20 protein-coding genes are annotated in these 22,452 nt (G+C 39.5%); 6 read left to right on the forward strand and 14 right to left on the reverse strand.

The window, feature by feature from the left end; genetic code table 11:
• Positions 1–3 precede the first annotated feature (3 nt).
• The 9 genes from CD138_RS01120 to CD138_RS01160 all read right to left on the reverse strand — a co-directional run bounded on the left by CD138_RS01120 (position 4) and on the right by CD138_RS01160 (position 9,396).
• Complete coding sequence (locus CD138_RS01120; protein ID WP_019168843.1) at positions 4–483, reverse strand: PTS sugar transporter subunit IIB; 480 nt, start codon at positions 481–483, stop codon at positions 4–6.
• Between the two features lie 14 nt (positions 484–497).
• Positions 498–2,270, reverse strand: coding sequence for a glycoside hydrolase family 35 protein (locus CD138_RS01125; protein WP_019168842.1), 1,773 nt, complete (start codon positions 2,268–2,270; stop codon positions 498–500).
• A gap of 12 nt (positions 2,271–2,282) precedes the next feature.
• A complete protein-coding gene (locus CD138_RS01130; protein WP_019168841.1) occupies positions 2,283–3,224 on the reverse strand; it encodes a tagatose 1,6-diphosphate aldolase in 942 nt (313 codons plus the stop codon).
• Positions 3,218–4,156 (reverse strand): 1-phosphofructokinase family hexose kinase, encoded by a 939-nt coding sequence (locus CD138_RS01135; protein ID WP_019168840.1) that lies wholly within the window; start codon positions 4,154–4,156, stop codon positions 3,218–3,220. Before CD138_RS01135 ends, CD138_RS01130 begins: the two co-directional genes overlap by 7 nt.
• A gap of 6 nt (positions 4,157–4,162) precedes the next feature.
• On the reverse strand, positions 4,163–5,278 hold the full coding sequence (locus tag CD138_RS01140; RefSeq protein ID WP_019168839.1) for an SIS domain-containing protein: 1,116 nt from the start codon (positions 5,276–5,278) through the stop codon (positions 4,163–4,165).
• Positions 5,279–5,305: 27 nt separating this feature from the next.
• Entirely contained in the window at positions 5,306–6,016 is a 711-nt protein-coding gene (locus CD138_RS01145; RefSeq protein ID WP_019168838.1) for a GntR family transcriptional regulator, read from the reverse strand.
• Between the two features lie 614 nt (positions 6,017–6,630).
• A complete protein-coding gene (locus tag CD138_RS01150; RefSeq protein ID WP_019168837.1) occupies positions 6,631–7,821 on the reverse strand; it encodes an MFS transporter in 1,191 nt (396 codons plus the stop codon).
• A gap of 225 nt (positions 7,822–8,046) precedes the next feature.
• Positions 8,047–8,937, reverse strand: coding sequence for a VOC family protein (locus CD138_RS01155; protein WP_019168836.1), 891 nt, complete (start codon positions 8,935–8,937; stop codon positions 8,047–8,049).
• Between the two features lie 15 nt (positions 8,938–8,952).
• A complete protein-coding gene (locus tag CD138_RS01160) occupies positions 8,953–9,396 on the reverse strand; it encodes a (4Fe-4S)-binding protein (protein ID WP_019168835.1) in 444 nt (147 codons plus the stop codon).
• Between the two features lie 149 nt (positions 9,397–9,545).
• On the opposite strand from CD138_RS01160, the gene CD138_RS01165 reads away from it, so the two are divergent.
• The 6 genes from CD138_RS01165 to CD138_RS01190 all read left to right on the forward strand — a co-directional run bounded on the left by CD138_RS01165 (position 9,546) and on the right by CD138_RS01190 (position 16,281).
• Positions 9,546–10,031, forward strand: coding sequence for a cation:proton antiporter regulatory subunit (locus CD138_RS01165; RefSeq protein ID WP_019168834.1), 486 nt, complete (start codon positions 9,546–9,548; stop codon positions 10,029–10,031).
• Positions 10,032–10,036: 5 nt separating this feature from the next.
• Entirely contained in the window at positions 10,037–11,209 is a 1,173-nt protein-coding gene (locus CD138_RS01170; protein ID WP_019168833.1) for a cation:proton antiporter, read from the forward strand.
• 578 nt (positions 11,210–11,787) lie between these two features.
• Positions 11,788–12,885 carry an ABC transporter ATP-binding protein gene (locus CD138_RS01175; RefSeq protein ID WP_019168832.1) on the forward strand — a complete coding sequence of 366 codons (1,098 nt, stop codon included), beginning with the start codon at positions 11,788–11,790 and terminating at the stop codon, positions 12,883–12,885.
• Between the two features lie 12 nt (positions 12,886–12,897).
• The gene (locus CD138_RS01180; protein WP_019168831.1) at positions 12,898–14,157 is read left to right on the forward strand and encodes an extracellular solute-binding protein; all 1,260 of its coding nucleotides are present in this window, start codon (positions 12,898–12,900) and stop codon (positions 14,155–14,157) included.
• A gap of 14 nt (positions 14,158–14,171) precedes the next feature.
• Complete coding sequence (locus CD138_RS01185; protein WP_019168830.1) at positions 14,172–15,440, forward strand: sugar ABC transporter permease; 1,269 nt, start codon at positions 14,172–14,174, stop codon at positions 15,438–15,440.
• Between the two features lies 1 nt (position 15,441).
• Complete coding sequence (locus tag CD138_RS01190; protein ID WP_019168829.1) at positions 15,442–16,281, forward strand: sugar ABC transporter permease; 840 nt, start codon at positions 15,442–15,444, stop codon at positions 16,279–16,281.
• A 74-nt stretch (positions 16,282–16,355) separates the two neighbouring features.
• Here the strand turns inward: CD138_RS01190 and CD138_RS01195 are convergent, their stop codons facing one another.
• The 5 genes from CD138_RS01195 to CD138_RS01215 form a co-directional block, all read right to left on the reverse strand.
• Positions 16,356–18,014 carry a glycoside hydrolase family 13 protein gene (locus CD138_RS01195; RefSeq protein ID WP_019168828.1) on the reverse strand — a complete coding sequence of 553 codons (1,659 nt, stop codon included), beginning with the start codon at positions 18,012–18,014 and terminating at the stop codon, positions 16,356–16,358.
• Positions 18,015–18,048: 34 nt separating this feature from the next.
• Positions 18,049–19,017 carry a sugar phosphate isomerase/epimerase family protein gene (locus CD138_RS01200; RefSeq protein ID WP_019168827.1) on the reverse strand — a complete coding sequence of 323 codons (969 nt, stop codon included), beginning with the start codon at positions 19,015–19,017 and terminating at the stop codon, positions 18,049–18,051.
• A gap of 15 nt (positions 19,018–19,032) precedes the next feature.
• The gene (locus CD138_RS01205) at positions 19,033–20,073 is read right to left on the reverse strand and encodes a Gfo/Idh/MocA family protein (RefSeq protein ID WP_019168826.1); all 1,041 of its coding nucleotides are present in this window, start codon (positions 20,071–20,073) and stop codon (positions 19,033–19,035) included.
• Between the two features lie 21 nt (positions 20,074–20,094).
• Positions 20,095–21,171 (reverse strand): Gfo/Idh/MocA family protein, encoded by a 1,077-nt coding sequence (locus CD138_RS01210; protein ID WP_019168825.1) that lies wholly within the window; start codon positions 21,169–21,171, stop codon positions 20,095–20,097.
• 173 nt (positions 21,172–21,344) lie between these two features.
• Complete coding sequence (locus CD138_RS01215) at positions 21,345–22,325, reverse strand: LacI family DNA-binding transcriptional regulator (protein ID WP_019168824.1); 981 nt, start codon at positions 22,323–22,325, stop codon at positions 21,345–21,347.
• Positions 22,326–22,452: the final 127 nt, after the last annotated feature.

The following is a 22,452-nucleotide window of genomic DNA, read 5'->3' on the forward strand; positions in this document are numbered from 1 at the left end:
GTCCTATTCTTTGATTAATGTCATAAAGTCAACTGTTTTATCGTTTGGCACCATTTGCGAAATGATGTTCACGCCTTTTTCTTGCAATAATTTGAAGTTATCGACATCTTCATCAGTAATGTTGATTGAGTTTGTAATAGAACGTGTTTCATTTGTTTGTGACATGTTCCCTACGTTCAATTCTTCAATTTTCACACCATGATTCACAAGTTCCACAAAGCGATCCGGACGTTTTGCAATAACCATCACGCGTTGAGAGTCATATTTACCGTTATTGATATTGTTTGCTGCTTTTTCAACCGGTAACACACTCAATTTAATCCCTGCTGGTGTCGCAAGTTTTAAAGCTTGTTTGTCGATATCACTTTGCGCAACTTCATTATCAATCACGATAAAGCGACCAATGTTTAATTTTGTTGCCCATAAGTTTGCGACTTGCCCGTGAATGAGTCTACCATCGATTCTACTTCCGATAATTGCCATAATAAATCCACTCCTTATATTTCAGAAAATTGAGGTGCTTCAATCAGTTGGATATTTTCTGGATGTTTTCCTTCTGAGTCAAACACGATAATCTCATTTTTTCCTTGCTTCAAAAATGCTTTTGAAATGTAAAGCGACTGTGAGGGTCCAATTTCCCAATAACGACCCATGTTGAAACCATTGACGAGTACAATACCTTTGCTGAAACCGCTTACATCAATATGCGTATTGTTTGGCTCTGCTAAGTCAAATGTATATTTGTAAAAAGCAGGTTGTTGCGCTGACCAATCCCGTTTGAAATGGTCATCTATTAATCGCTCAAAGTCAATATCGAATTGTTCCCATTCTTGTACGAAATGAAGATCTTGCATGAGACCTTGACCCAAACCTTTACGCTGTGTCGGTGCCAATAACTTATAGCCGTAATTCACACGACCCATATTTTCAACGAGCACATCAATTTGTGGTTGGTCAGACGTTAATGTGACTTCAAATTGATCCCCAATCTCTTCTTGATACGCTGTGTAGACATGCTTTTGGTCTACATAACAGTGCACACGGTCTCTTGCATCTACAATGCGTAATTTTTCTTGTTCTGTTGCTTTATGGATACGTGTACGATATACCATATAACCATAGCCAGAACCCGCTTCTTCCATCGTTTGTGGATAGAAACTTGTCGTTTTTGTCGAAATGTCTTCAAGTACTTCGAATAAATTCACTTTGTCTGTCAATGGAATATCTTTCATTGACATGAATGTTTTCGTTCTTGGTTCATGTTGCTCAATGTCAGGTATTTCTTCTTTGAGCATTTCTTGTAAAGCGAAGTATTTTTCTGTTGGATTACCTGCTTCATCTAACGGCGCATGATAATCATAAGAAGTCACTTGTGGTAAATCTTTCGTGCCACGTGCCGAGCAACCATTCCAAAAACCAAAGTTCGTCCCACCATGGAACATATATAAATTAAGTGAGCCTAGTTTTACTGCATCGCGCACTTCTTCAGCCAAATCATCACTGTCTCGTTTAATCACAGGTTCACCCCAGCGATTAAACCAGCCATCCCAAAATTCCATACACATGAGCGGCCATTTTTTACTAAATTCTTGTTGGAACGTCTTTAAGTTTTCGAAATTTTGAACGGTACGAGAACCAAAGTTGCCTGTCGGTAAAATATCATCTTCAATCAAACTACCTGCTCTTAAACATTGATCCCAAGCACCGTCTGATGTAAAGAATGGTACCGTCACCCCTTCTTCACGCATCATATGCGCAAGTGCACGTAAATATTCGTGATCTTGACCGAATGAACCGTATTCATTTTCGACTTGCATCATGATAATCGGGCCGCCTTGATCAATTTGCAATGTCGTTAAGATTTTAAACAGTTCATGATAATATTTTTTCACTTTTTCTAAATACTTCTCATCACTCGAACGAATACGCATTGTACGGTCATTGAGTAACCATGCCGGAAAGCCTCCGAACTCCCATTCCGCACAAATATACGGAGATGGCCGAACGATCACGTACAGTCCAAGCTGATCAGCAAGTTCGATAAAATGTTTTAAATCTTTATGTCCTTTGAAGTCATATTCATTTTCAATTGTTTCATGAAAGTTCCAAGGGACATAGGTTTCCACAGTGTTAAACCCCAGTGCTTTCAAATTGTATAATGAATCTTCCCAGTCATCCTTTGGTATTCTGAAGTAATGGATGGCACCGGACAATATCTTGATAGGTTTGTCATCTAATAAAAATGTATCGCTGATTTTGAAACGACTCACATCATCACCTCATTAAAATTGAACTGGTGTTGCTGTTTTTACATTCACTTCATTCAGTGCTGTTAAGTTATCAAGACCTTCACTTTCCAACCATGCTTTCGCCGCTTCTTCACCTGCGTCTGCCAGTGCTGTTGTTGCACCTTTCCATGTTGCACGACCACATAAAATACCATTAAAATGTGCACCATGATCAGCTGCAAATTGGAGTGAATCCATAAATAATTGTGCAGATACGCCACCACTCAAATAAATATAAGGGATGTTTGTTGCAGCATCTTGCGCTTTGAACGCTTCTGCTGCTTCTGCTTGAGTCATCACCGCTTTGTCTCCAAATCCTTCAACAAAGTTCATGTTCACTGGAATTTCCACTTTCAATGTATCCACTTGGAAGCGTGGTTCACTGAATACACGCATCGCTTCATTCACTTTATGAGGACGCACTTTCGCATATGCTTCACCTTTTTCGTCACCAATGCTGTCATCGTAAGTTAAGATTTCAAGTAAAAATGGGACGTTTTCAGCTTGACACTCTGTACCTACACGCTCAATTAACGCTTGTTTCTTTTGATTGATTTCGTCTGCTTCGTCTACATCATAGTAAAGTAAGAACTTCACAGCGTCTGCACCAGCTTCAACAAGACGACGTACACTTTGATCTTCAATGAGACGTGGTAAGCGTCCAGGACGAGACTGATCATAACCTGTTTGTTCATAAGATAAGATTAAGCCAGCTTTTTCATCTTTTGCTTTTGCAGCATCTAAACCATATTCAGGGTCTACTAAAAAACTAGAACCATGTGGTGTTAACACTTCAGATACTAATTTTTTAAATAGTGACAAGTTCTCAGGCGTTCCTTTGTCACCTAATAAATTTCTTAATGCGCCGCGTTGGTCTACTGCCACTGCTGCATAAATCCCATTCTCATCTACTAAACGACTTAAATCTTTTACCATTCAAACCTCTCCACTTCTATTTCATTTTTAATCTCAGAGACTTGGTTGACATCAATAAAACCTGTCTTTTCTTGTAAAGCATTCGATGTCCCACATGCGAGCGCTTGGCGAATTAAAGCTTCAGGTGCTAAACCTTGATCCACACCATAAGCAATGCCAGCTACAGTAGAATCACCCGAACCGACCGGATTGACAATGTCTTTATGTGGCAATGTCGCACGATAAATGTCTGACTTCCATTTCACGAGCGCACCCTCTCCACCTAACGTTAAAAAGACATCGCAGTTGCTAAAATACGCATGTGATTGCAGCAAGCGAGCACAATCATCAATCGTCAACTGTGCTTCATCGACTAACATTTCAAATTCAGATTGGTTCGGCTTAATACAATGAATCGGCAACTCAGCTTCTAATAATGCTTTCAACTCACCCGCATGCGTATCCACAATATTGTACGTATTTGGTAGCGCTTTCAAAATATGCGTCATATGGTCAAACTTCGACCGAGATTCGAACTGTGGTGAACTTCCACTAATTGTCACCACTTTTGCATCTGCAGCATGTTTCGAGATATTTTCAAAATAAGCTTGCTGCTCACTTTCTGAAATCGTTGGACCTTGCTCAAGCACTTCTGTTTGCGCTTGACCGTCATTCAACGCTAAACTTTGCCTTGTCTGTCCCTTGATAAACGTAAATGCACTTGTGATACCCATCGCTTTCAATGTATCAGCCATCCACTGACCATTCACACCACCCAGGTAGCCAAATGCACAATGCGCCGCGCCTAACTGATGCAGCACTTTGGTCACATTAATTCCTTTGCCACCTGGATTTTCAATTTTCTGTTTAACACGATGTACCTCACCCACGACAAGCGGCTCAATTTTGTACGTAATGTCCACTGATGGATTAAACGTATGTGTTGCAATCATTGTTCATCACCCTTTAACTGGATAAATCGTAACCCCTTTAACAACACGGTTAATAAAACCGTCTGGACTCGGGTTATCTGGATTTAAACCTAATGCATCAGAACGTTGTGCAGCAAGCAACTGGCCAAACATTAAATATTGAAGCGCAAGTTCCATATCTGATAATGATTCAGATTGTGGGAGCTGTACTGTGTGCTCGCCCGCATCACTTTGACCATCTAAAATATACATTTTGTAACGATCTTTCACTTGTCCCACTTCTTTAATCAAATCATCTTCGTATTGACGATGGTAGGCGCCATTACTACGCATCATAATGAAAATGGTATCTTTACTTAAGCCAGCTTTAGGACCATGTCTGAAACCTAATGTTGTTTCACGTGCGATTTCAGTTTGGCCTGCAGTCAACTCGTTCAATTTTAAGCTCACTTCTTTCGTTAACTCACCAATCAAGCCTGTCCCTACGTAAAACACTTTTGAAAATTCAAGTGCATTCACAGCTTGAGCTTGTTGTTCGAGCCAATCAAAGTTAGATGCTGCAATCTCGAAAAATTGAGGGCTAACTGTCCCACCAAAAAGTAAGTAACTCGCAAATAACATCGATGAAAAGCTTGATGTCATCGCCAAGGACTTGTCGTTCGTTTCTTCAGGTAGAATCACTTTGAATACATTGTCTTTATCCGCTTCGTATGCCCCTAAAAAGCCATCTTTATTATTTGTAATGAATAGGTGATACACATTTTGAGAAAGTTCATTCGCAAATTCGACTGTCGCTTTCGTTTCTGGACTATTACCCGAACGTGCAAATGACACAACCAGATATGCTGTTTGATCATCAATGTAAAGTTGTGGATCTGTCACAAAATGCGTGGTTGGTACAGATTCAAATTCAAAGTTTGGCATCACCGCTGTGTTGCGTGCCATACGTGCGACATCACCGACATAGGCACTAGAACCTGCACCGGTGAACAGCACTTTTAATTTTTTCCCAACGTTCTCTTGTTCAATTCGATTTACAAATTGATCGAATGCTTCTTGTTGCGCTCGAACAATATCAAACGTTTTTTTCAAAGTTTGTGGTTGTTGCTTTATTTCGCGATAAGTATCTGTTTCATATAACACAATACGACCTCCCATATCTATTTATCATTACATCAATTGCACGGTGTACTTATATTTATGTCCACTTGCAATACTTTGTGTAAACTCAATCAGATCTTCACCTACATAACTAAAGCGTTCAATAAACATACAACTATCATCGACGACACCATTCAACAATTCCGCGTGTTCTTTACTTAACTTACTCGCCGTCAAAGTCTCACAAGCGTTCGTAATTTGCAAACCGTAATGACGATTGAGCGTTTCATAGAGAGAGACACGATTAAAATCAAATTGTTCGAGCCCTTCGCAAAAACGCATTGGTAAATAACTCACCTCGTATATGAGCGGGACATCATTCGAAAGTCGTAAACGCTTTAATTCATAAACATATTGATAAGGTTTCAGATTCATTTTTTCTTGCAAAAAAGTGGTAGATGGGATGAGTTGAATGTTTAACATTTTTGTACTCGCCACATCACCATTTTTTTCAATTTCATCTTTAAAACTATATAGTTCATTTAAAAACTGCGTATATCGACTACCTAACACAAAGGATCCTTTGCCATGTTCGCGTTTAATGACATGATCTTTTTCCAAACGATCTAAAGCTTCGCGCACGGTAATTCGACTCACACCAAACGCCTCACATAGCTTACGTTCTGATGGTATTTTATCGCCTTCTTTATATTCACCAGCCTTAATGCGACTATGAATGCCTTTGTACACTTGATAGTACAATGGTAATTTTTCAGCCATGATATCATTCACTCCTACTGGTTATAACCACTTTGATTATAATGATTTCCTTCTTTTTTGTAAAGGCTTTCATTTTGTTTTTTATCTTTCAATTGTTATGATGCTTATACCCATTATACTTTGCTTTTAGTAATAAAAATATATTTAAAATCTTTGTAAAATCCAAATGATTCATTCTGGTTATAACCACTATCAATTTAAATATATTAATATGTGGCTGCCACCGTCGTAATCATCATCTTATACTTGATAAAAATGTGATTCATCACCTAGAAATGCAGGTCAAAATTAATGACAATTAAAAAATCAGACCTAAAGAAATCGGTCTGATTTTATATCAACAAGCTTTTTATTAGTTTCAATAGCGTTACAAAGAAATCAGGAATAGACAAAAAGAAATTCAATTTATTTTCTGTGTCAAAAAATTTTTTATTCTTTTGTTTTTTCAATATCAAACACCAACCGTTTATTAATAATAGCAAATGGTTTATTGTTTCTTCATATATAGTTAGCCATTAAGTTAACAGATTATCATAAAAAAGTAAGGAGAAGCACAGCACGGTTCAACATTCCCAATATAGACATAGTGAATGTATCAATCTGTTCCCCACCTTCTATTCAAATCGAAAGCCCTTTTTAACCATGCGACTCAAATAGATACAAACGCCCAATATCATTAAAGCAACCATCAAATAAACGACAGCCTGATGATGATTCAACACGAGACCGAAAAACAACAGTGCAACAGGCGATGAAATATGTACTAAAGTCTGTTTTAGTGTCATCACGTGCCCTTGATATTGCTTTCCAACCGCCCTTTGCAAATATATCGAAGTTGGCATTGTCGTCATAGGTTGAGATAAGCCCATCAAGCCATTCAATATAAAGAAAAATAGTGTTGCCACAATCGCGTTCATTTCAAATGATACTATGATGCCTAAAATCAATATCGTCACGCATTGTAATAGCATTGCGCGTTGATACGTTGACTTCAAATGATCTTTTTCAGGTTCCATCGTCAATAAAAACGATGCTGCTAACATACCCACTGTATAACCTGACACAACGATGCCAAATTGCACCGCTGACAGTTGTATCAATTGTACAGCCGCGATAGGCATGCCTATTGAAAAAACCGTGATTAAAAAGTGTAATACCATCATCATGATGAAGAAATGATGTAACGGTTTCTTAGACTTCAAATAGTGATACCCTTCTCGTAAACTTTCTTTTATTGATGTACTTTCTAATGCTAACGCTTTATCTAATGGTAAGTTTAATACAAAAAGGATGCCAAGGCCTGCTGTCACAAGGTTGAGCAGTGCTAACGTTTCGATATTAAAGAAAGCAATCATGATTCCCCCGATGATAGGTGCTAAAAATTGAATGGTTGTGTTGATGGTTTGACTTAATGATAGGTAGCGTTCGAGATCTTCTTTTACAATTTGATTCACATTCGCATCGATAAACGCTCGGATAGCAACATCTGTCATATTGAGAATAATGCCTAAGATGACAATGTAGTTGAAAAACATGTCAAACGCAATGGTGAATATAAATAGAAATATCACATTTAATAATAGTGCGATAATGACCATCAGTTTATTGTGGTAGCGATCAGCAAAGATACTGAGTAATGGGGTTGTCACAAGTGTAGCAATAACAATAGCAGTTAAATAAATGGTGTAACACATGGTATTGTCCGTATGTTGTAATATGTAAAATGCGCATGCAAAACTAAAAATACGCGAGCCTATAGATGCGGCAATGTTAAATAAGATCAAGCTGACTGTTCTAATGCTCATGATGTTTCTCTCCTCGCTAAAACCTTATACTATTTATCCCACAGGCCCTGAATTTTGTCAAAAGTGTAACAATTTTAATTTGATTTACAACTATTCATTATTTAATTTTCATATTATTTGTATATATAAATGATTTTAAATGCATATAAAAAAGCCAACAAAAATCAATACAGGGTTGATTTTCATTGGCTTTAATTTTTATTTTAATGTCATACTACGACTCGATTAATCTAAGTCAGGAAGGTTCGCTAACAGTTCTTCTCTTTGATTTTCATATTGAGGTGGCAACATAATTTTTTGGCCTAATTGATCTTTCGGTTCATCACGATCAAAACCTGGAGGAATAGTCGCAAATTCAAAAATGATATGGCCGCGTTCTTTAGTATAAATCGCTTTGAAGTAGTTACGATCTTTCACTTCAGTCACATGATAACCTTGTGACATTAAATATTTTTGCCATGCAAGGTGTTGTTCATCATTATCTACAGACCATGCGATATGGTGAACTGTACCGACACCCCAACGCCCTTCTGGAAGTGGTGTTTTAGGAATAATGATGTGATGTTTCAAATCTCCCGCTGTTTCAAAGTGGAAGTAGTCAGCATCATGTTCAAGTTCTGTTAAACCTAAATCGTCAACGAGTTCTTTTAAAGTTTCTACAGGGCGTAATGATAATAATACTGAACCGTGGAAACCAAGAATTTTGTTTGTGTCACTTTCTTCGTCGCTTTCAACTAATGCGAGATCAAGCCCATGAATGTCTTCAAACTCGATTGTTGGACGACGGAAAGGTTCTGTTTCTGTCGTTTCAACATTATTATCGTTTAAACGTTGAATCCAGTAATCTTTAGAGTTTTTAGGAATTCTGAATGCGATACGACCCACTTGGCCGCTACCTACACGACCGTTATAAGCGTTAGCCCATGGGAAGAATGTCATAATGGTACCTGGGTCTACATTATCATTTGAGAAATATAAATGATACGTACCTGGATCGTCAAAGTTCACTGTTTTTTTGACTAAACGTAAATTCAACACTTTTTCATAAAAGTCTTTGTTTTCTTTTGGATGTCCTACAATTGCTGAGATATGATGGATATGTTTAATCGGTTCCATTATCTCTGCCTCCTTTTACTTGTCGATTTCTTCATCTTGAATGGGTTTGTAAAATTGTTCTTTGTCGCCTTGACCGCTGAAACTTTTACTATAAAACGGTGGATTGTCCGTATTAGATTCATCGCTAGTTAAAATGGCACGATTTAAATGCATCACTTCACCGTTGTGCACTAAATCAAAGTCACCATACATAAAAATTTCGCCGTCGTCCCCATACGCGACTCTTGTTTGAGCATGTGTTTCTTGTTCATTTGATGGAAGTTCATACGTTAACGCACCGCTCGGACATCGTTCAACCACTTTGACAACATCCTCTACAGCCGCGTTATCCGGTTGTATCCAAGGTCTTTTTTCCACATCAAATACTTCTCCTAAACCACGTACGCATTCCGTTGCATGTACGCAACGTTTAGGCTCGAAATACACATTAATTTTTTCGCCCGTATACTGCTTTGCCATGTTCCCCACTCCATTCTCAATACTGTAATAGATGCGTTTGACCATTAATACATTAACGTCTATAATCTAATCATATCAGTATAAATATTATACTCTTAAAGATTCGCAAGAGTAAAGTAAACAACCTTTGTCAACAAGGAGGCTTTAACATGGAAGGACAAATCATTCCAGGCGTAGGGACAAAGTACAGTCTCACTACCGCTAACAACGAAATTGTGCACGTGATTTTACATTATAATGGTAAACGAGAAATTTACATTACTGACGATGATGAAGATGTCATCGCGAACATTGGGTTAAATGAAAGTGAAGCACGTGAAATTGCGTTAAAGCTTATGGATGTCAACCACGATACAATGGAAAAACAAGCTTTCGAACGTTTTACACTGTTGCGTAAACAAATGCTCGTAGACTGGATCAAAGTCGGTCAACTTTCTCCATTAAAAGGGCTTAACATTGCACAAGCTGAACATCGTGTTCCGAATGGTGTGAACATCGTCGGGATTAGCCGTGGTTCAGATATTATTCCAAAACCTGACTCAAGCGAACTGATACATGAAGGAGATATCTTACTCGTCATTGGATACAATGATGCAGTTTCAGAATTCGAAGCCGCTTGTCGTCCACAAGGATAGTGCCTATGGATTTTTCTAACGTGTCTGAAGTCCTACTCAGTGGGCTCTTAATTTCACTCCTTTTTATTAGCGCTTATCTTGCCAATCGCATTTCAGCACCTGATATTATTATCTTTTTACTTATCGGCATCGGGCTCGCGTTCTTTGTGAGCCATTCTGAAATATTAGAGTTTGCTGCAGAAGTGGGTATTGTGTTGATGTTTTTCATGCTCGGGATGGAATTCCCTGTCAATCAACTCAAAAAACTCGCCTTAAATATTTATAAAGCGGGATTATTAGACCTCTTTTTATCATTCGGTGTGACTGTAGTATTACTGCTTATCATGAAGCAACCGATTGAGATTGCCTTATTGTTAGGTGGCGTCGTTTATGCGACAAGTTCATCAATTACCGTGAAACTCCTGGAGAAAAACAATCGAATGACCACCAAAGATTCTAACTTCGTCCTCGGTTTACTCGTTTTTGAGGATATTGTTTCTCCATTACTCGTGACGATTATCGCAAGTCTATTCATGAGTCAAGCACTAACTGCAACAACCTTGTCACTCGTACTCGTAAAAATTATTGTATTGCTCGCTGGTGCCATTCTCATCGGACAATTTATATTCAGAAAGCTTGGAACTTTTGTCGATAAATATGTCAACGAAGATTTCTTTATTTTGTTTATGGTTGGGATTAGCTTAACTTATGCAGGAATTGCGATTCAACTCGGCCTATCAGAAGTATTCGGCGCCTTTTTAGCCGGAATTATGTTAGCTGAAATACGTAAAACAGCCATGTTGCAACAAACCGTACGTAATTTACGTGACCTCTTAATGCCGATTTTCTTTATTAACTTTGGGCTATCGATTGAACTGACTTCCGGTATTTCAATGGTCAACGTTTTAATCGTACTCGTCATCTGGTCAGTCCTATCTAAACTTATTGTCGGTTATGTCGGAGGAAAACAGTTTGGGCTCAACAACGTGCCTGCATTAAGAGCAGGGTTGTCCTTCACACAGCGCGGTGAATTTTCAATGATTATCGCTGGATTCGCCTCGACCCAAATTAAAACATTGAGCGGGGTCTTCATACTCATCTCCGCCATTATCGGTGTGACACTCTTCCAATTCGCACCGAAAATTGCAAAGCGCGTGTTTAAAAAAGAGAAAAAAGCAACCCTTCCAGGTAAAATATAAGCCTGTCAGTGTCATTTGAAAATTTAATATGCTTAATACCATTGCCCTCATCGATCAACACTTTGAATGTCACGATTGTTATCATGGACGCACTGATTTAAGGGACTTGCCTCAATTCAATCCGGCTATGTCTATTCCCTCAAACGTCTCGTCCGTTTTCACAACATGATTTCAAAAATTGGGAATCCATGAGGGCAAATTTTTATGCCTTCTTCACCCCAACAACTTTTACATTTCAATCTTCTTTTTCTCCCATCTTAATCACACGAGTCTTTAGTTCACTTCCCCTTATCCTCGTTCCTTTTTATGCAAAGTAAAAAAGAAAAACACGTATTGCTATTTATTTTCAAACAAAACATCTCTCAAAAACAGATGAATGATCCCAGCATCCTCATTTTCTCCTTTCAACGCGCACACTTCAGATTGTGTACCTAGACGAGACTCCTGAGCAAACAACTGGTCCGCAAAATCTACCACAAAAATGTAATCGTTTTCAAATTTGAATTGACAGGAGCAAAACAGGAATATAAACTATTTGTAAACGATTACAAAATTTAATCTTTACAGGGGGTATAGCTATGCCTGAGTTAAAATTGTCACATGTCAAAAAAGTTTACGATAACAACAACACGGTCGTTAAAGATTTTAATCTCGACATTTCCGATAAGGAGTTCATCGTTTTTGTAGGGCCATCTGGTTGTGGGAAGTCTACAACATTACGTATGATTGCAGGGCTTGAATCCATTACAGGGGGAGATTTTTATATCGATGGGCAACGTATGAATGACGTTGAACCAAAAAACCGTGACATTGCGATGGTGTTCCAAAACTATGCACTTTATCCACATATGACGGTTTATGAAAATATGGCGTTCGGGCTCAAACTACGCAAGTTCGACAAGGCTGAAATCGACAAACGTGTCAAAGAAGCAGCTGAAATTTTAGGGCTGACAGATTATTTGAGCCGTAAACCAAAAGCACTTTCTGGTGGGCAACGTCAGCGTGTTGCATTAGGTCGTGCTATTGTTCGTGATGCGAAAGTCTTTTTAATGGATGAACCTTTATCTAACCTTGACGCTAAATTACGTGTTCAAATGCGTACAGAAATTTTAAAACTCCACCACCGCCTGAACACAACGACAATTTACGTGACACATGATCAAACAGAAGCTTTAACAATGGCGACACGTATCGTCGTATTGAAAGAGGGTCACATTATGCAAATCGGTACGCCACGTGAAATTTATGATACACCTGACAACATTTTCGTCGCACAATTTATCGGCTCACCTGCCATGAACATGATAGATGTCACAGTGACTGCCCAAGGGATTCAAATCGGTACAAAACTATTCAAATTAGCACATAAAAAGTTTGAAAAGCTAAAAGAGAAAGGCTTTGAAAATCAAACTGTGACACTTGGTATCCGTCCTGAAGATATTCATGAAGAACCTATTTTTATTCAAACGTCACCAGAAACAGCTTTCGAATCTAAAGTCATCGTTTCTGAGCTATTAGGTTCTGAAATTATGGTGCACACGCAATTTGTGCAACATGAAATCATCGCTAAACTCGACGCGCGTACAAAAGTATCAGCAGGTGAAACATTGACACTCGCATTTGATATGAATAAATGTCACTTCTTTAATCCAGAAAATGGAAAACGTATCGTATAAGGGGGGATACACATGAACAAGATGTTGAAAGCAGCACTCTTGGTTATCACCGTGCTTTTCGTCTTATCGGCTTGTGGCCCTAACCGTTCACAAAAAGACATTGAAGCAGCATTAAACCGTGATAATTCAAAAGAAAAGCCTGAACAACTCACAATGTGGGTCGATGGCGATGCACAAATGGCTTTTTACAAAAAAATTACAGCACAATATACGAAAAAGACCGGTATTCCAGTCCGTCTCGTAAATGTCGCACAAAATGATCAGTTAGAAAATCTATCCTTGGATGCGCCGGCTGGTAAAGGACCAGACCTCTTTTTCTTAGCACATGACAATACAGGTAGTGCGTATCTACAAGGGCTCGCTGCCGAACTGGACTTTACGGATGAACAATTGAAAGGCTTTAACAAGCAAGCTTTACGTGCACTCAATTACGACAACAAACAACTTGCTTTACCGTCTATCGTTGAGTCAACAGCATTACTTTACAACAAAAAATATGTTAAAACGGCACCTAAAACGATTCAAGAAGTCGAAGCCAATGCCGACCGTATTAACAAACCTGATGAGCATCAATACGGCTTTTTATTTGATGGTCGTGATCCGTATTTTAACTATCCATTTATGTTTAACAGCAATAACTATGTATTCAAGAAAATTGGCGATAAGTATGATGTACATCAAACTGGCATCAATGATCCACAAGTCATTAAAAATGGTAAACGTCTGCAAAAATGGTACGAAAAAGGTTACTTACCGAAAGCAGCGAATCATAACATTATGATTGGTTTATTCAAAGATGGGCAAGTCGGCCAGTTTGTGACAGGACCGTGGAACCTTACAGAATTCCAACAAACATTAGGTGATGACCTTGGTGTGACAACATTGCCGTCTGATAACGGTATGAAGATGAGACCGTATCTCGGTGTACGGGGTTGGTATTTATCGGAGTATAGCAAATCTAAATATTGGGCGAAAGATTTAATGTTGTATTTAACAAGTCGAGATACACTTCAAAAATATACAGATGAACGCAATGAAATTACAGGCCGTCTCGATGTGAAATCATCTAATCCGAACTTAAAAGCTTTTGAAGAACAAGCTAAAAATGCCGAACCAATGCCAAACATACCTGAAATGAGACAAGTGTGGACACCAATGGCCAATGCAAGTACGTTCATTTCAGAAGGTCAAGATCCTAAACAAGCATTGGAAGACGCCAATCGAGATATTCAACAAAACATTAAAATACTTCAACCGAACGATAACAAATAGAAAGGAGTCGCCCTATGAATCAACGAAATGCCAAATTAGCCGCAATGCTCTCTATCATTCCTGGACTCGGGCAATTCTATAATAAGCAAATCGTCAAAGGCTTATGTTGCCTCATCTTTTTTATCAGCTTTATTTCTGTATTCTACCAATTTTTTAACATTGGGTTTTGGGGACTCTTCACATTAGGAACTGTTCCTAAGTTAGATGATTCACGTGTCCTATTAGCACAAGGGATTATTTCACTATTACTCATTGCATTTGCGCTTACACTATATATTGTGAACATCATCGACGCTTACCGCACAGCCGAACGTTTTAATCGTGGCGAAGAAATTAAAGAGCCCAAAGCACGTCGTATTGCAGCATGGGATAAGACATTTCCATACTTACTCATTTCGCCTGGTATGTTTTTACTCGTATTTATCGTTGTCTTCCCATTATTATTTATGGGTGCGGTCGCATTTACAAATTACAACTTATACCATGCACCTCCCCGTCATACATTAGAATGGGTCGGTTTTGACAACTTTAAAACGTTATTCACTATCGACATTTGGCGTCACACATTTTTTAGTGTCATCACGTGGACGATTGTGTGGACACTTGTCGCAACAACATTACAAATTGCATTAGGCTTGTTTTTAGCTATTATTGTGAATCACCCACTCGTGAAGTTCAAACGTCTTATTCGTACGGTGCTAATTTTACCGTGGGCTGTTCCGGCATTCGTAACAATCTTAATTTTCGCAGCCTTATTCAACGACGAATTCGGTGCGATTAACAATACCATTTTACAACCATTATTAGGTGTTGCACCGGCTTGGTTAAATGATCCGTTTTGGACAAAAGTGGCTTTAATCGCAATTCAAACATGGCTCGGCTTCCCATTTGTATTCGCCCTGTTCACTGGTGTATTACAAAGTATTTCGCCAGATTGGTATGAAGCTGCAGACATCGATGGTGCATCAAGTTGGCAAAAATTCCGTCAAATTACGTTGCCACACGTCCTATTTGCAACTGCACCATTACTCATTATGCAATATGCAGGAAACTTTAATAACTTTAACTTAATTTACCTCTTTAATGAAGGTGGACCGCCTGTACCAGGGCAAAACGCAGGCAGTACCGACATCTTAATTTCTTGGGTATACAGTTTAACTTTCGAATTCAATAACTTTAACATGGGTGCTGTCGTATCACTCATTATCGGCTTTATCGTCGCAATTATCGCATTTTTACAATTCAGACGTACAAGTACATTCAAAGACGAGGGAGGGATTTAATATGAATCAAAAGAAAAAAGTGTGGAAAGCAATTGGTATTTATGGCTTTATCGCTTTCATGTTTGTCATCATTTTATATCCATTGCTTTGGACGTTCGGCATCTCGCTTAATCCGGGCACGACACTTTACGGTGCTAAGATGATTCCAGACAATGCGACTTTTGCCAATTACATCTATTTACTGACAGATGAAAACAGCCAATATTTAACATGGTATAAAAACACTTTGCTCGTCGCTTCAGCTAATGCATTGTTTAGTGTGATTTTTGTTACACTTACAGCCTATGCATTTTCTAGATATCGCTTTGTAGGACGAAAATACGGGTTAATCACGTTTCTTATCTTACAAATGTTCCCTGTCCTCATGGCGATGGTTGCGATTTATATCTTACTCAATACTATTGGTCTACTCGATTCTTTACTCGGTTTAACAATCGTGTATATCGGCGGTTCGATTCCAATGAACGCCTTCCTTGTTAAAGGTTATTTCGATACGATACCAAAAGAACTCGATGAATCTGCAAAAATTGACGGTGCGGGCCATATGCGTATTTTTATTCAAATTATGTTACCACTCGCAAAACCGATTTTAGCAGTCGTTGCATTATTTAATTTTATGGGACCATTCATGGATTTTATCTTACCGAAAATCCTCTTACGTAGCCCTGAGAAATATACGTTAGCTGTTGGGTTGTTTAACTTTATTAATCATCAGTATGCGAATAATTTCACTGTCTTTGCAGCTGGCGCGATCATGATTGCATTGCCTATTTCAATCGTGTTCTTATTCTTACAAAAGTATTTAGTTTCAGGATTAACAGCTGGCGCAACAAAAGGTTAAAAGTTAAAAAAACAAGCAGAGCGCACATACTCTGCTTGTTTTTATGTCTCATCTCCTCAGTATCATTTAATATATTACAGTGCAACGACACATGCTTCATAAGGACGAATGGCGTTAAAGTCAACTGCACCTTCATCGTTATGGAGTAGCACTTCTCCCTCACTTAGCGCTAAATCTGTATTCAAAGTGGCTACCTCATCCGATAAATTGCCAATGATAACTACAGTGCGTCCATCCAAACGTCGTGTATAAGCAAACAACCGTTCATTGTCTGCATCGACTAAATCGAATTGTCCATACGTATAGATGTCATCTGATTTCTTCAACCGAATGAGATCTTTATAAAAGTTTAAAATTGATTTTGGATCCTTCTGTTGTTGTGCCACATTGATATCCACATAATTGGGATTCACCGGAAACCATGGTGTTCCAGTCGTAAAACCTGCATTGTCACTCGCATCCCATTGCATAGGCGTTCTCGAGTTGTCACGACTATCCATTCTCAATTTTTCAAGTAATGCGTCAACATCACCACCCGCTTCTTGCACAATGCGGTATTCATTTTTAACGGACACATCATCGAATTGTTCAATATCGGTAAACGGATAGTTCGTCATGCCAATTTCCTGACCTTGATAGATAAACGGTGTGCCTTGTTGTAAAAAGTACACGAGCGCATGACTTGTCGCTGATGCATACCAGTACAGTTCGTCATCTCCCCATGTCGACACACGACGCGGTTGGTCATGATTCTCAATAAACAGCGCATTCCACCCTTTATTTTCCAACTGCTTTTGCCAACGATTGAGCACTTCTTTATACGCTTTAATATCAAGACGTGACGCCATATTATCCCATAGGCCAAGATGTTCGAATTGGAAAATCATATTAAAGACCCCTTTATCATGGCCGACCCAATTTTCTGCATCATCTGGATTCACACCGTTTGCTTCCCCGACCGTCATAATGTCATATTGCGACAGAGATTTAGCTTTCATCTCACGTAACCAAGTTAAAATACCCGGTTGATTCATCGCGACGTCAAACGCAGGGGCATACTGTTGACCTTCTGGCACTGGGAGATTGCCCGCTTCAAAGGATTTCTTAATATGGGTAATGGCATCCACACGAAAACCATCAATCCCTTTGTCAAACCACCAATTCATCATGTTAAATACTTCATTGCGGACTTCTGGATTTTCCCAGTTTAAATCTGGTTGCTTCTCACTGAATAAATGGAAATAATATTGATTCGTCGTCTCGTCATATTTCCATGTCGAACCATTAAAAATACTCTCCCAGTTATTCGGTTCGGAACCATCACTGGCTGGGTCACGCCAAATGTACCAATCACGTTTCGAGTTATGACGATTTTGTTTAGACTCGATAAACCACGGATGCTCATCTGATGTATGGTTCACCACAAGGTCCAAAATCAATCTCATCCCGCGTGCATGCACTTTTCCAAGCAACTCATCAAAATCTGCCATTGTTCCATACGTTTCACTAATCGCTTGATAATCACTAATATCATAGCCGTTATCTGCATTAGGCGAGGGAAACATCGGACTCAGCCAAATGACATCAATACCGAGTTCCTGTAAATAATCTAACTTTTCTATGAGGCCTCTTAAATCACCCATCCCATCTCCATTTGAATCATTAAAACTGCGGGGATATACTTGGTACGCCACCGCTTCCTTCCACCATTGTCTGGCTGTTATTTCGCTCATTTTGAGACCTCCTTCATTTCTCATGTTGTAATTGCTAAGCCCACCACATATCCGGTGCTTGATGATAAATATTGACTGATTTTAAATTTTCAACTGCTTTATGAAAACCTTCTTCTACTGACATAATCGGATCTTCATGTTCAATACTGAGTACATAGTCGTAGCCATGAATTCTTAATTGACTGATCATTTCGCCCCATTCGTAAGGACTATGACCATAACCGACTGTGCGGAAGGTCCAAGCACGTGTTGCGACTTGTTGATACGGTTGCATATCTGTTAAGCCGTACATATTCACATTATCTTGATTAATATACGTATCTTTCGCATGGAAATGGTGAATCGCATTCGCTTGTCCTAAAATACGGATCGCTGCGACAGGGTCAATGCCTTGCCACCATAAATGACTCGGGTCAAGGTTAGCGCCTATGTATTCATTCGTCGCTTCTCGTAATTTCAAAAGGGTATATGGCGTATGCACAAGAAAACCGGCATGTAGTTCAATCGCAATTTTGACATCATGGGCTTTCGCAAATGCTGCTAAGTCTTGCCAGTAAGGAATAAGTTTTTGATTCCATTGGTAGTCATAAATTTCAGAGTACGCTGTCGGCCAAGGTGTCACCGGCCAGTTTGGATATTTTGCACTGTCGTCTGAACCTGCAATACCTGAAAACGTATTAACGACAGGTACACCGAGTAACGCCGCGAGTTGAATCGTTTTGCGTAATGTCTCATCTGCTTCTTTGGCTTCTGCTGCATCTGGAGAAATGGGATTATTGTGGCAACTGAAAGCACTAATTTCTAATCCGCGTTGTTGAATTTTGTCCATAAATGTTTGACGTTTACTTTCATCTGCCAACAATTCATCAAGGTTACAAAATTTATCGCCAGGATTGCCGCCTGTACCGACTTCAATCATATCGAGACCTGCCGCAGCCACATCGTCTAACATTTGTTCAAAATCACGATCATAAAACAATACCGAAAATACACCTAATTTCATCTTGAACACACCTTTCTATCGTTTGATTTCTACACTTTGTCGTTCTCTATCACTTTGGTAAATGGCATCAATCAATTGTGTGACACGTCTTGCCTCTTCAGGTTTGACTAATGGTTCTACCTCACCAAAGCAACTACTTATAAAATGGTCCATCTGGCGCATTGCCGCGACATCTTCATTTAAACTGACATCTTGTTCCAAAATGTGATAACCGTCTGGTCGCGGTGCATACACTTCAAACGGGAACAATTGCAATCCACCTGCATCACCTGAAATGCTCACGTCTAACTTGTCATTGTGAATATTCGCTGCCCATGAACACTCAAATTGCATACTGGCACCATTTTCAAACGTCACATAACTGGTCGCATGGTCTTCCACATCAAAGGTCGTATGGTCAAACGTTCCCCACTCATTCAATTGATGTGGCTGGCGACTTAAAGCATTGTATGTACGTCCCGAAACTGCTGTCGGTTTCACGTCATCCAACAGCCACAATACGAGGTCAAGCACATGGCATCCATAGTCGATTAAGCAACCGCCACCTTGCAGCGCTTTATTAGTAAACACACCCCATCCTGGCACCTTACGACGACGCAAAGCTTGCACTCGGGAGACTACCGGCACACCGACCGCACCCTGCGCGACGGCTTGTTTTGCCGCTTGTGCCACATCTGTAAAACGATAATGGTACGCAATCGTTAATATGCGCGCATTTCGATTGGCCGCTTCTATCATCGCATCACATTCTGCTGAGTTCATCGCCATTGGTTTTTCGCATAATACATGAACGCCTGCGTCAAGCGCTGCTATCGTTAATTCAGCATGAAATTGATTGGGCGTACAAATGATGACCGCATCTGCCTGCGCTAATAATGCTTCTAAAGTCGGTGCAACGTATGCAATATCAAATTGTGTCGCAACTTCTCTCGCAAGTGTCTCGTTCACATCGTACACACCGACAAGTTCGGCACGTTCATGCGCGATTATAAGTGGGATGTGGCGATCTCTTGCAATGCCACCTGTTCCGATAACGCCTATTTTTAACGGTTTCATCGTGATGTCTCCTTCGTTGTCTTAATCAAAATAAACAGCTTGTCCTGTCTTCGCTGACTGATAAATCGCTTCTAATATTTGTGTAACGACGAGTGCTTCTTCTGGTTTCACACGCGGTGGTGTATCATTTTGAATACAGTCAATCCATTCCTTTGCTTCCTCTAAGGCTTCGTCCACTGTCTCACCTTCATAAAAATCGACGCCTTGATTGTCCAACTCAATCTGTTTCGTATACAACGTCCCAAACTCTTCACCGTGGATGCGTAAGCCGTCTTTCATATCCGCACCGCCTTTTGTTCCGGATAACGAACATTTCGCTTCATCTACGTCTAAAGAGTTGAGTGCCCACGCGGATTCTAAAATAATTGTGGCGCCATTTTTCATTTTAATAAATCCAAAAGCTGAATCTTCTACTGTAAAGTCTTTCGGATTCCATGGTCCCCAAGCATTGGCCGCATTTTCTTGCTGGCTCAATTGATGGAACGTCGACCCCATGACAGAGGCAGGTTCATAATTATTCATCATCCAAAGTGTGAGGTCTAATGCATGTGTCCCAATATCAATTAACGGGCCACCCCCTTGAGCTTCTTCATCTAAAAAGACACCCCAATTCGGTACCGCACGACGTCGAATGGCATGTGCCTTACCGAAATAAATGTCACCTAAATCCCCACGCTCAGTCGCTTGATGTAAAAATTGGCTGTCTGGACGAAAACGATTTTGATAGCCAATGGTCAATTTTTTACCTGTACGTTTCGCGGCATCTAACATTTGTTGCGCTTCCGCCGTCGTTTTGGCCATCGGTTTCTCGCACATGACATGCTTATCCGCTTCAAGTGCATGAACCGTCATTTCACAATGTAAGTAGTTCGGTGTACAAATATGTACCACATCAATCGATGGATCTTTGAGTAATACTTCATAATCTTGATACACTTTTGCGTCCGCCGTACCATACGTTTCTGCTGCGGTCTGTGCTTTTTCAATATCAATGTCACAAAATGCGACCAATTCCACTTCCTTAATTTTTACAAGACTTGGCAAATGTTTACCATTCGCGATACCGCCACAGCCGATGATTCCTACTTTAATCCCCATACCATACACTCCTATCTTTGATGAGATTGCCGTCACTTTTGTACGATTAAACTTCTTTGTTTTGTAATCGATTACATTTTAAAATATAACAAAAATGCACCCTATTGTAAACGGATTCACATAGGATGCATCAACTTATTTCAAGATATAACGAGATATAGATTGGTAGCACTTTACGTAGACTGACGTATTAACAATTCGCCTTCAAGTAAAGTATCACGTTCTTTTAATGTTTGTCCCTTTAAAAGCACTAACAATTTTTCCATTGCACGCACACCGATTTCAGTAGCGGGTTGTGCATACGTCGTTAAACCTGGGTCGACAATTTCTGACAAAATAATGTTATCAAATCCAACAATCGCCATGTCTTCGGGCACACGTTTGCCATGCTGTTTGAGTACCTTCATAATCCCAATCGCCATCTCATCATTGGCAACAAATAGCGCTGTCGGCATCTCTTCTTGTTCGAGTAACTGCTTGCCGATACGATAACCTGACTCTAAAGAAAAGTCCCCTTCGATAATCCAATCTTCATGCACCTTCAAACCATGACTGTGCATCGCTTCACGAAAGCCTTGTAAACGGTATTGACCTAAAATACCATCCAATGGCCCAGCAATATGTCCCACTTTCGTATGTCCCGCTTCTATTAAATGACGCGTCATTAATGCAGATGCTTCAATATGATTGATTGAGACAGAAGGCACATCAATCTCTTTAATTTGTTCACAAGCGAGTACAAGGGGGTATTGTGCACTGACTTTTTCTAAATTTTCAAGATCAAGATAGGACGTGAGAACAATCATGCCATCGACTTTCTTTTCATATAAATACGAAAAATAAGTATCACCTTGTTGATTTTGAGTATCTCCAAGAATCACTTCATAACCGTGCTCACGTGCAATATTTTCAATGTTTCTGAGTATCGCTGAGAAAAATGAATTCGTAATGTCCGGTACGACAACAAGAATCGTCATTGTTTCCATTTTGCGCAGTTGTCTCCCGATATTATTCGGATGATAGCCGAGTGCTTTTGCTGCTTCTAATACACGTTGTTGATTTTTAGGCTTGACCTTTCCTGTATTACTGAGCACCCGTGAAACCGTTGCCGTCGATACATTCGCTAACTTTGCGACATCCTTTACACTTACCATAGTCCTTCCCCTTTTATGTCTTCATTTAAATTAAATATAACACAAAAAGTATACCATCGCTTATTTCATCTGATTGGCTTGTATTGCCGTCTTGCTGTTTTAACACCACATTTTGTAGACCTCATCC

Source organism: Staphylococcus intermedius NCTC 11048 (genome assembly GCF_002902385.1).
Lineage (GTDB): Bacteria > Bacillota > Bacilli > Staphylococcales > Staphylococcaceae > Staphylococcus > Staphylococcus intermedius.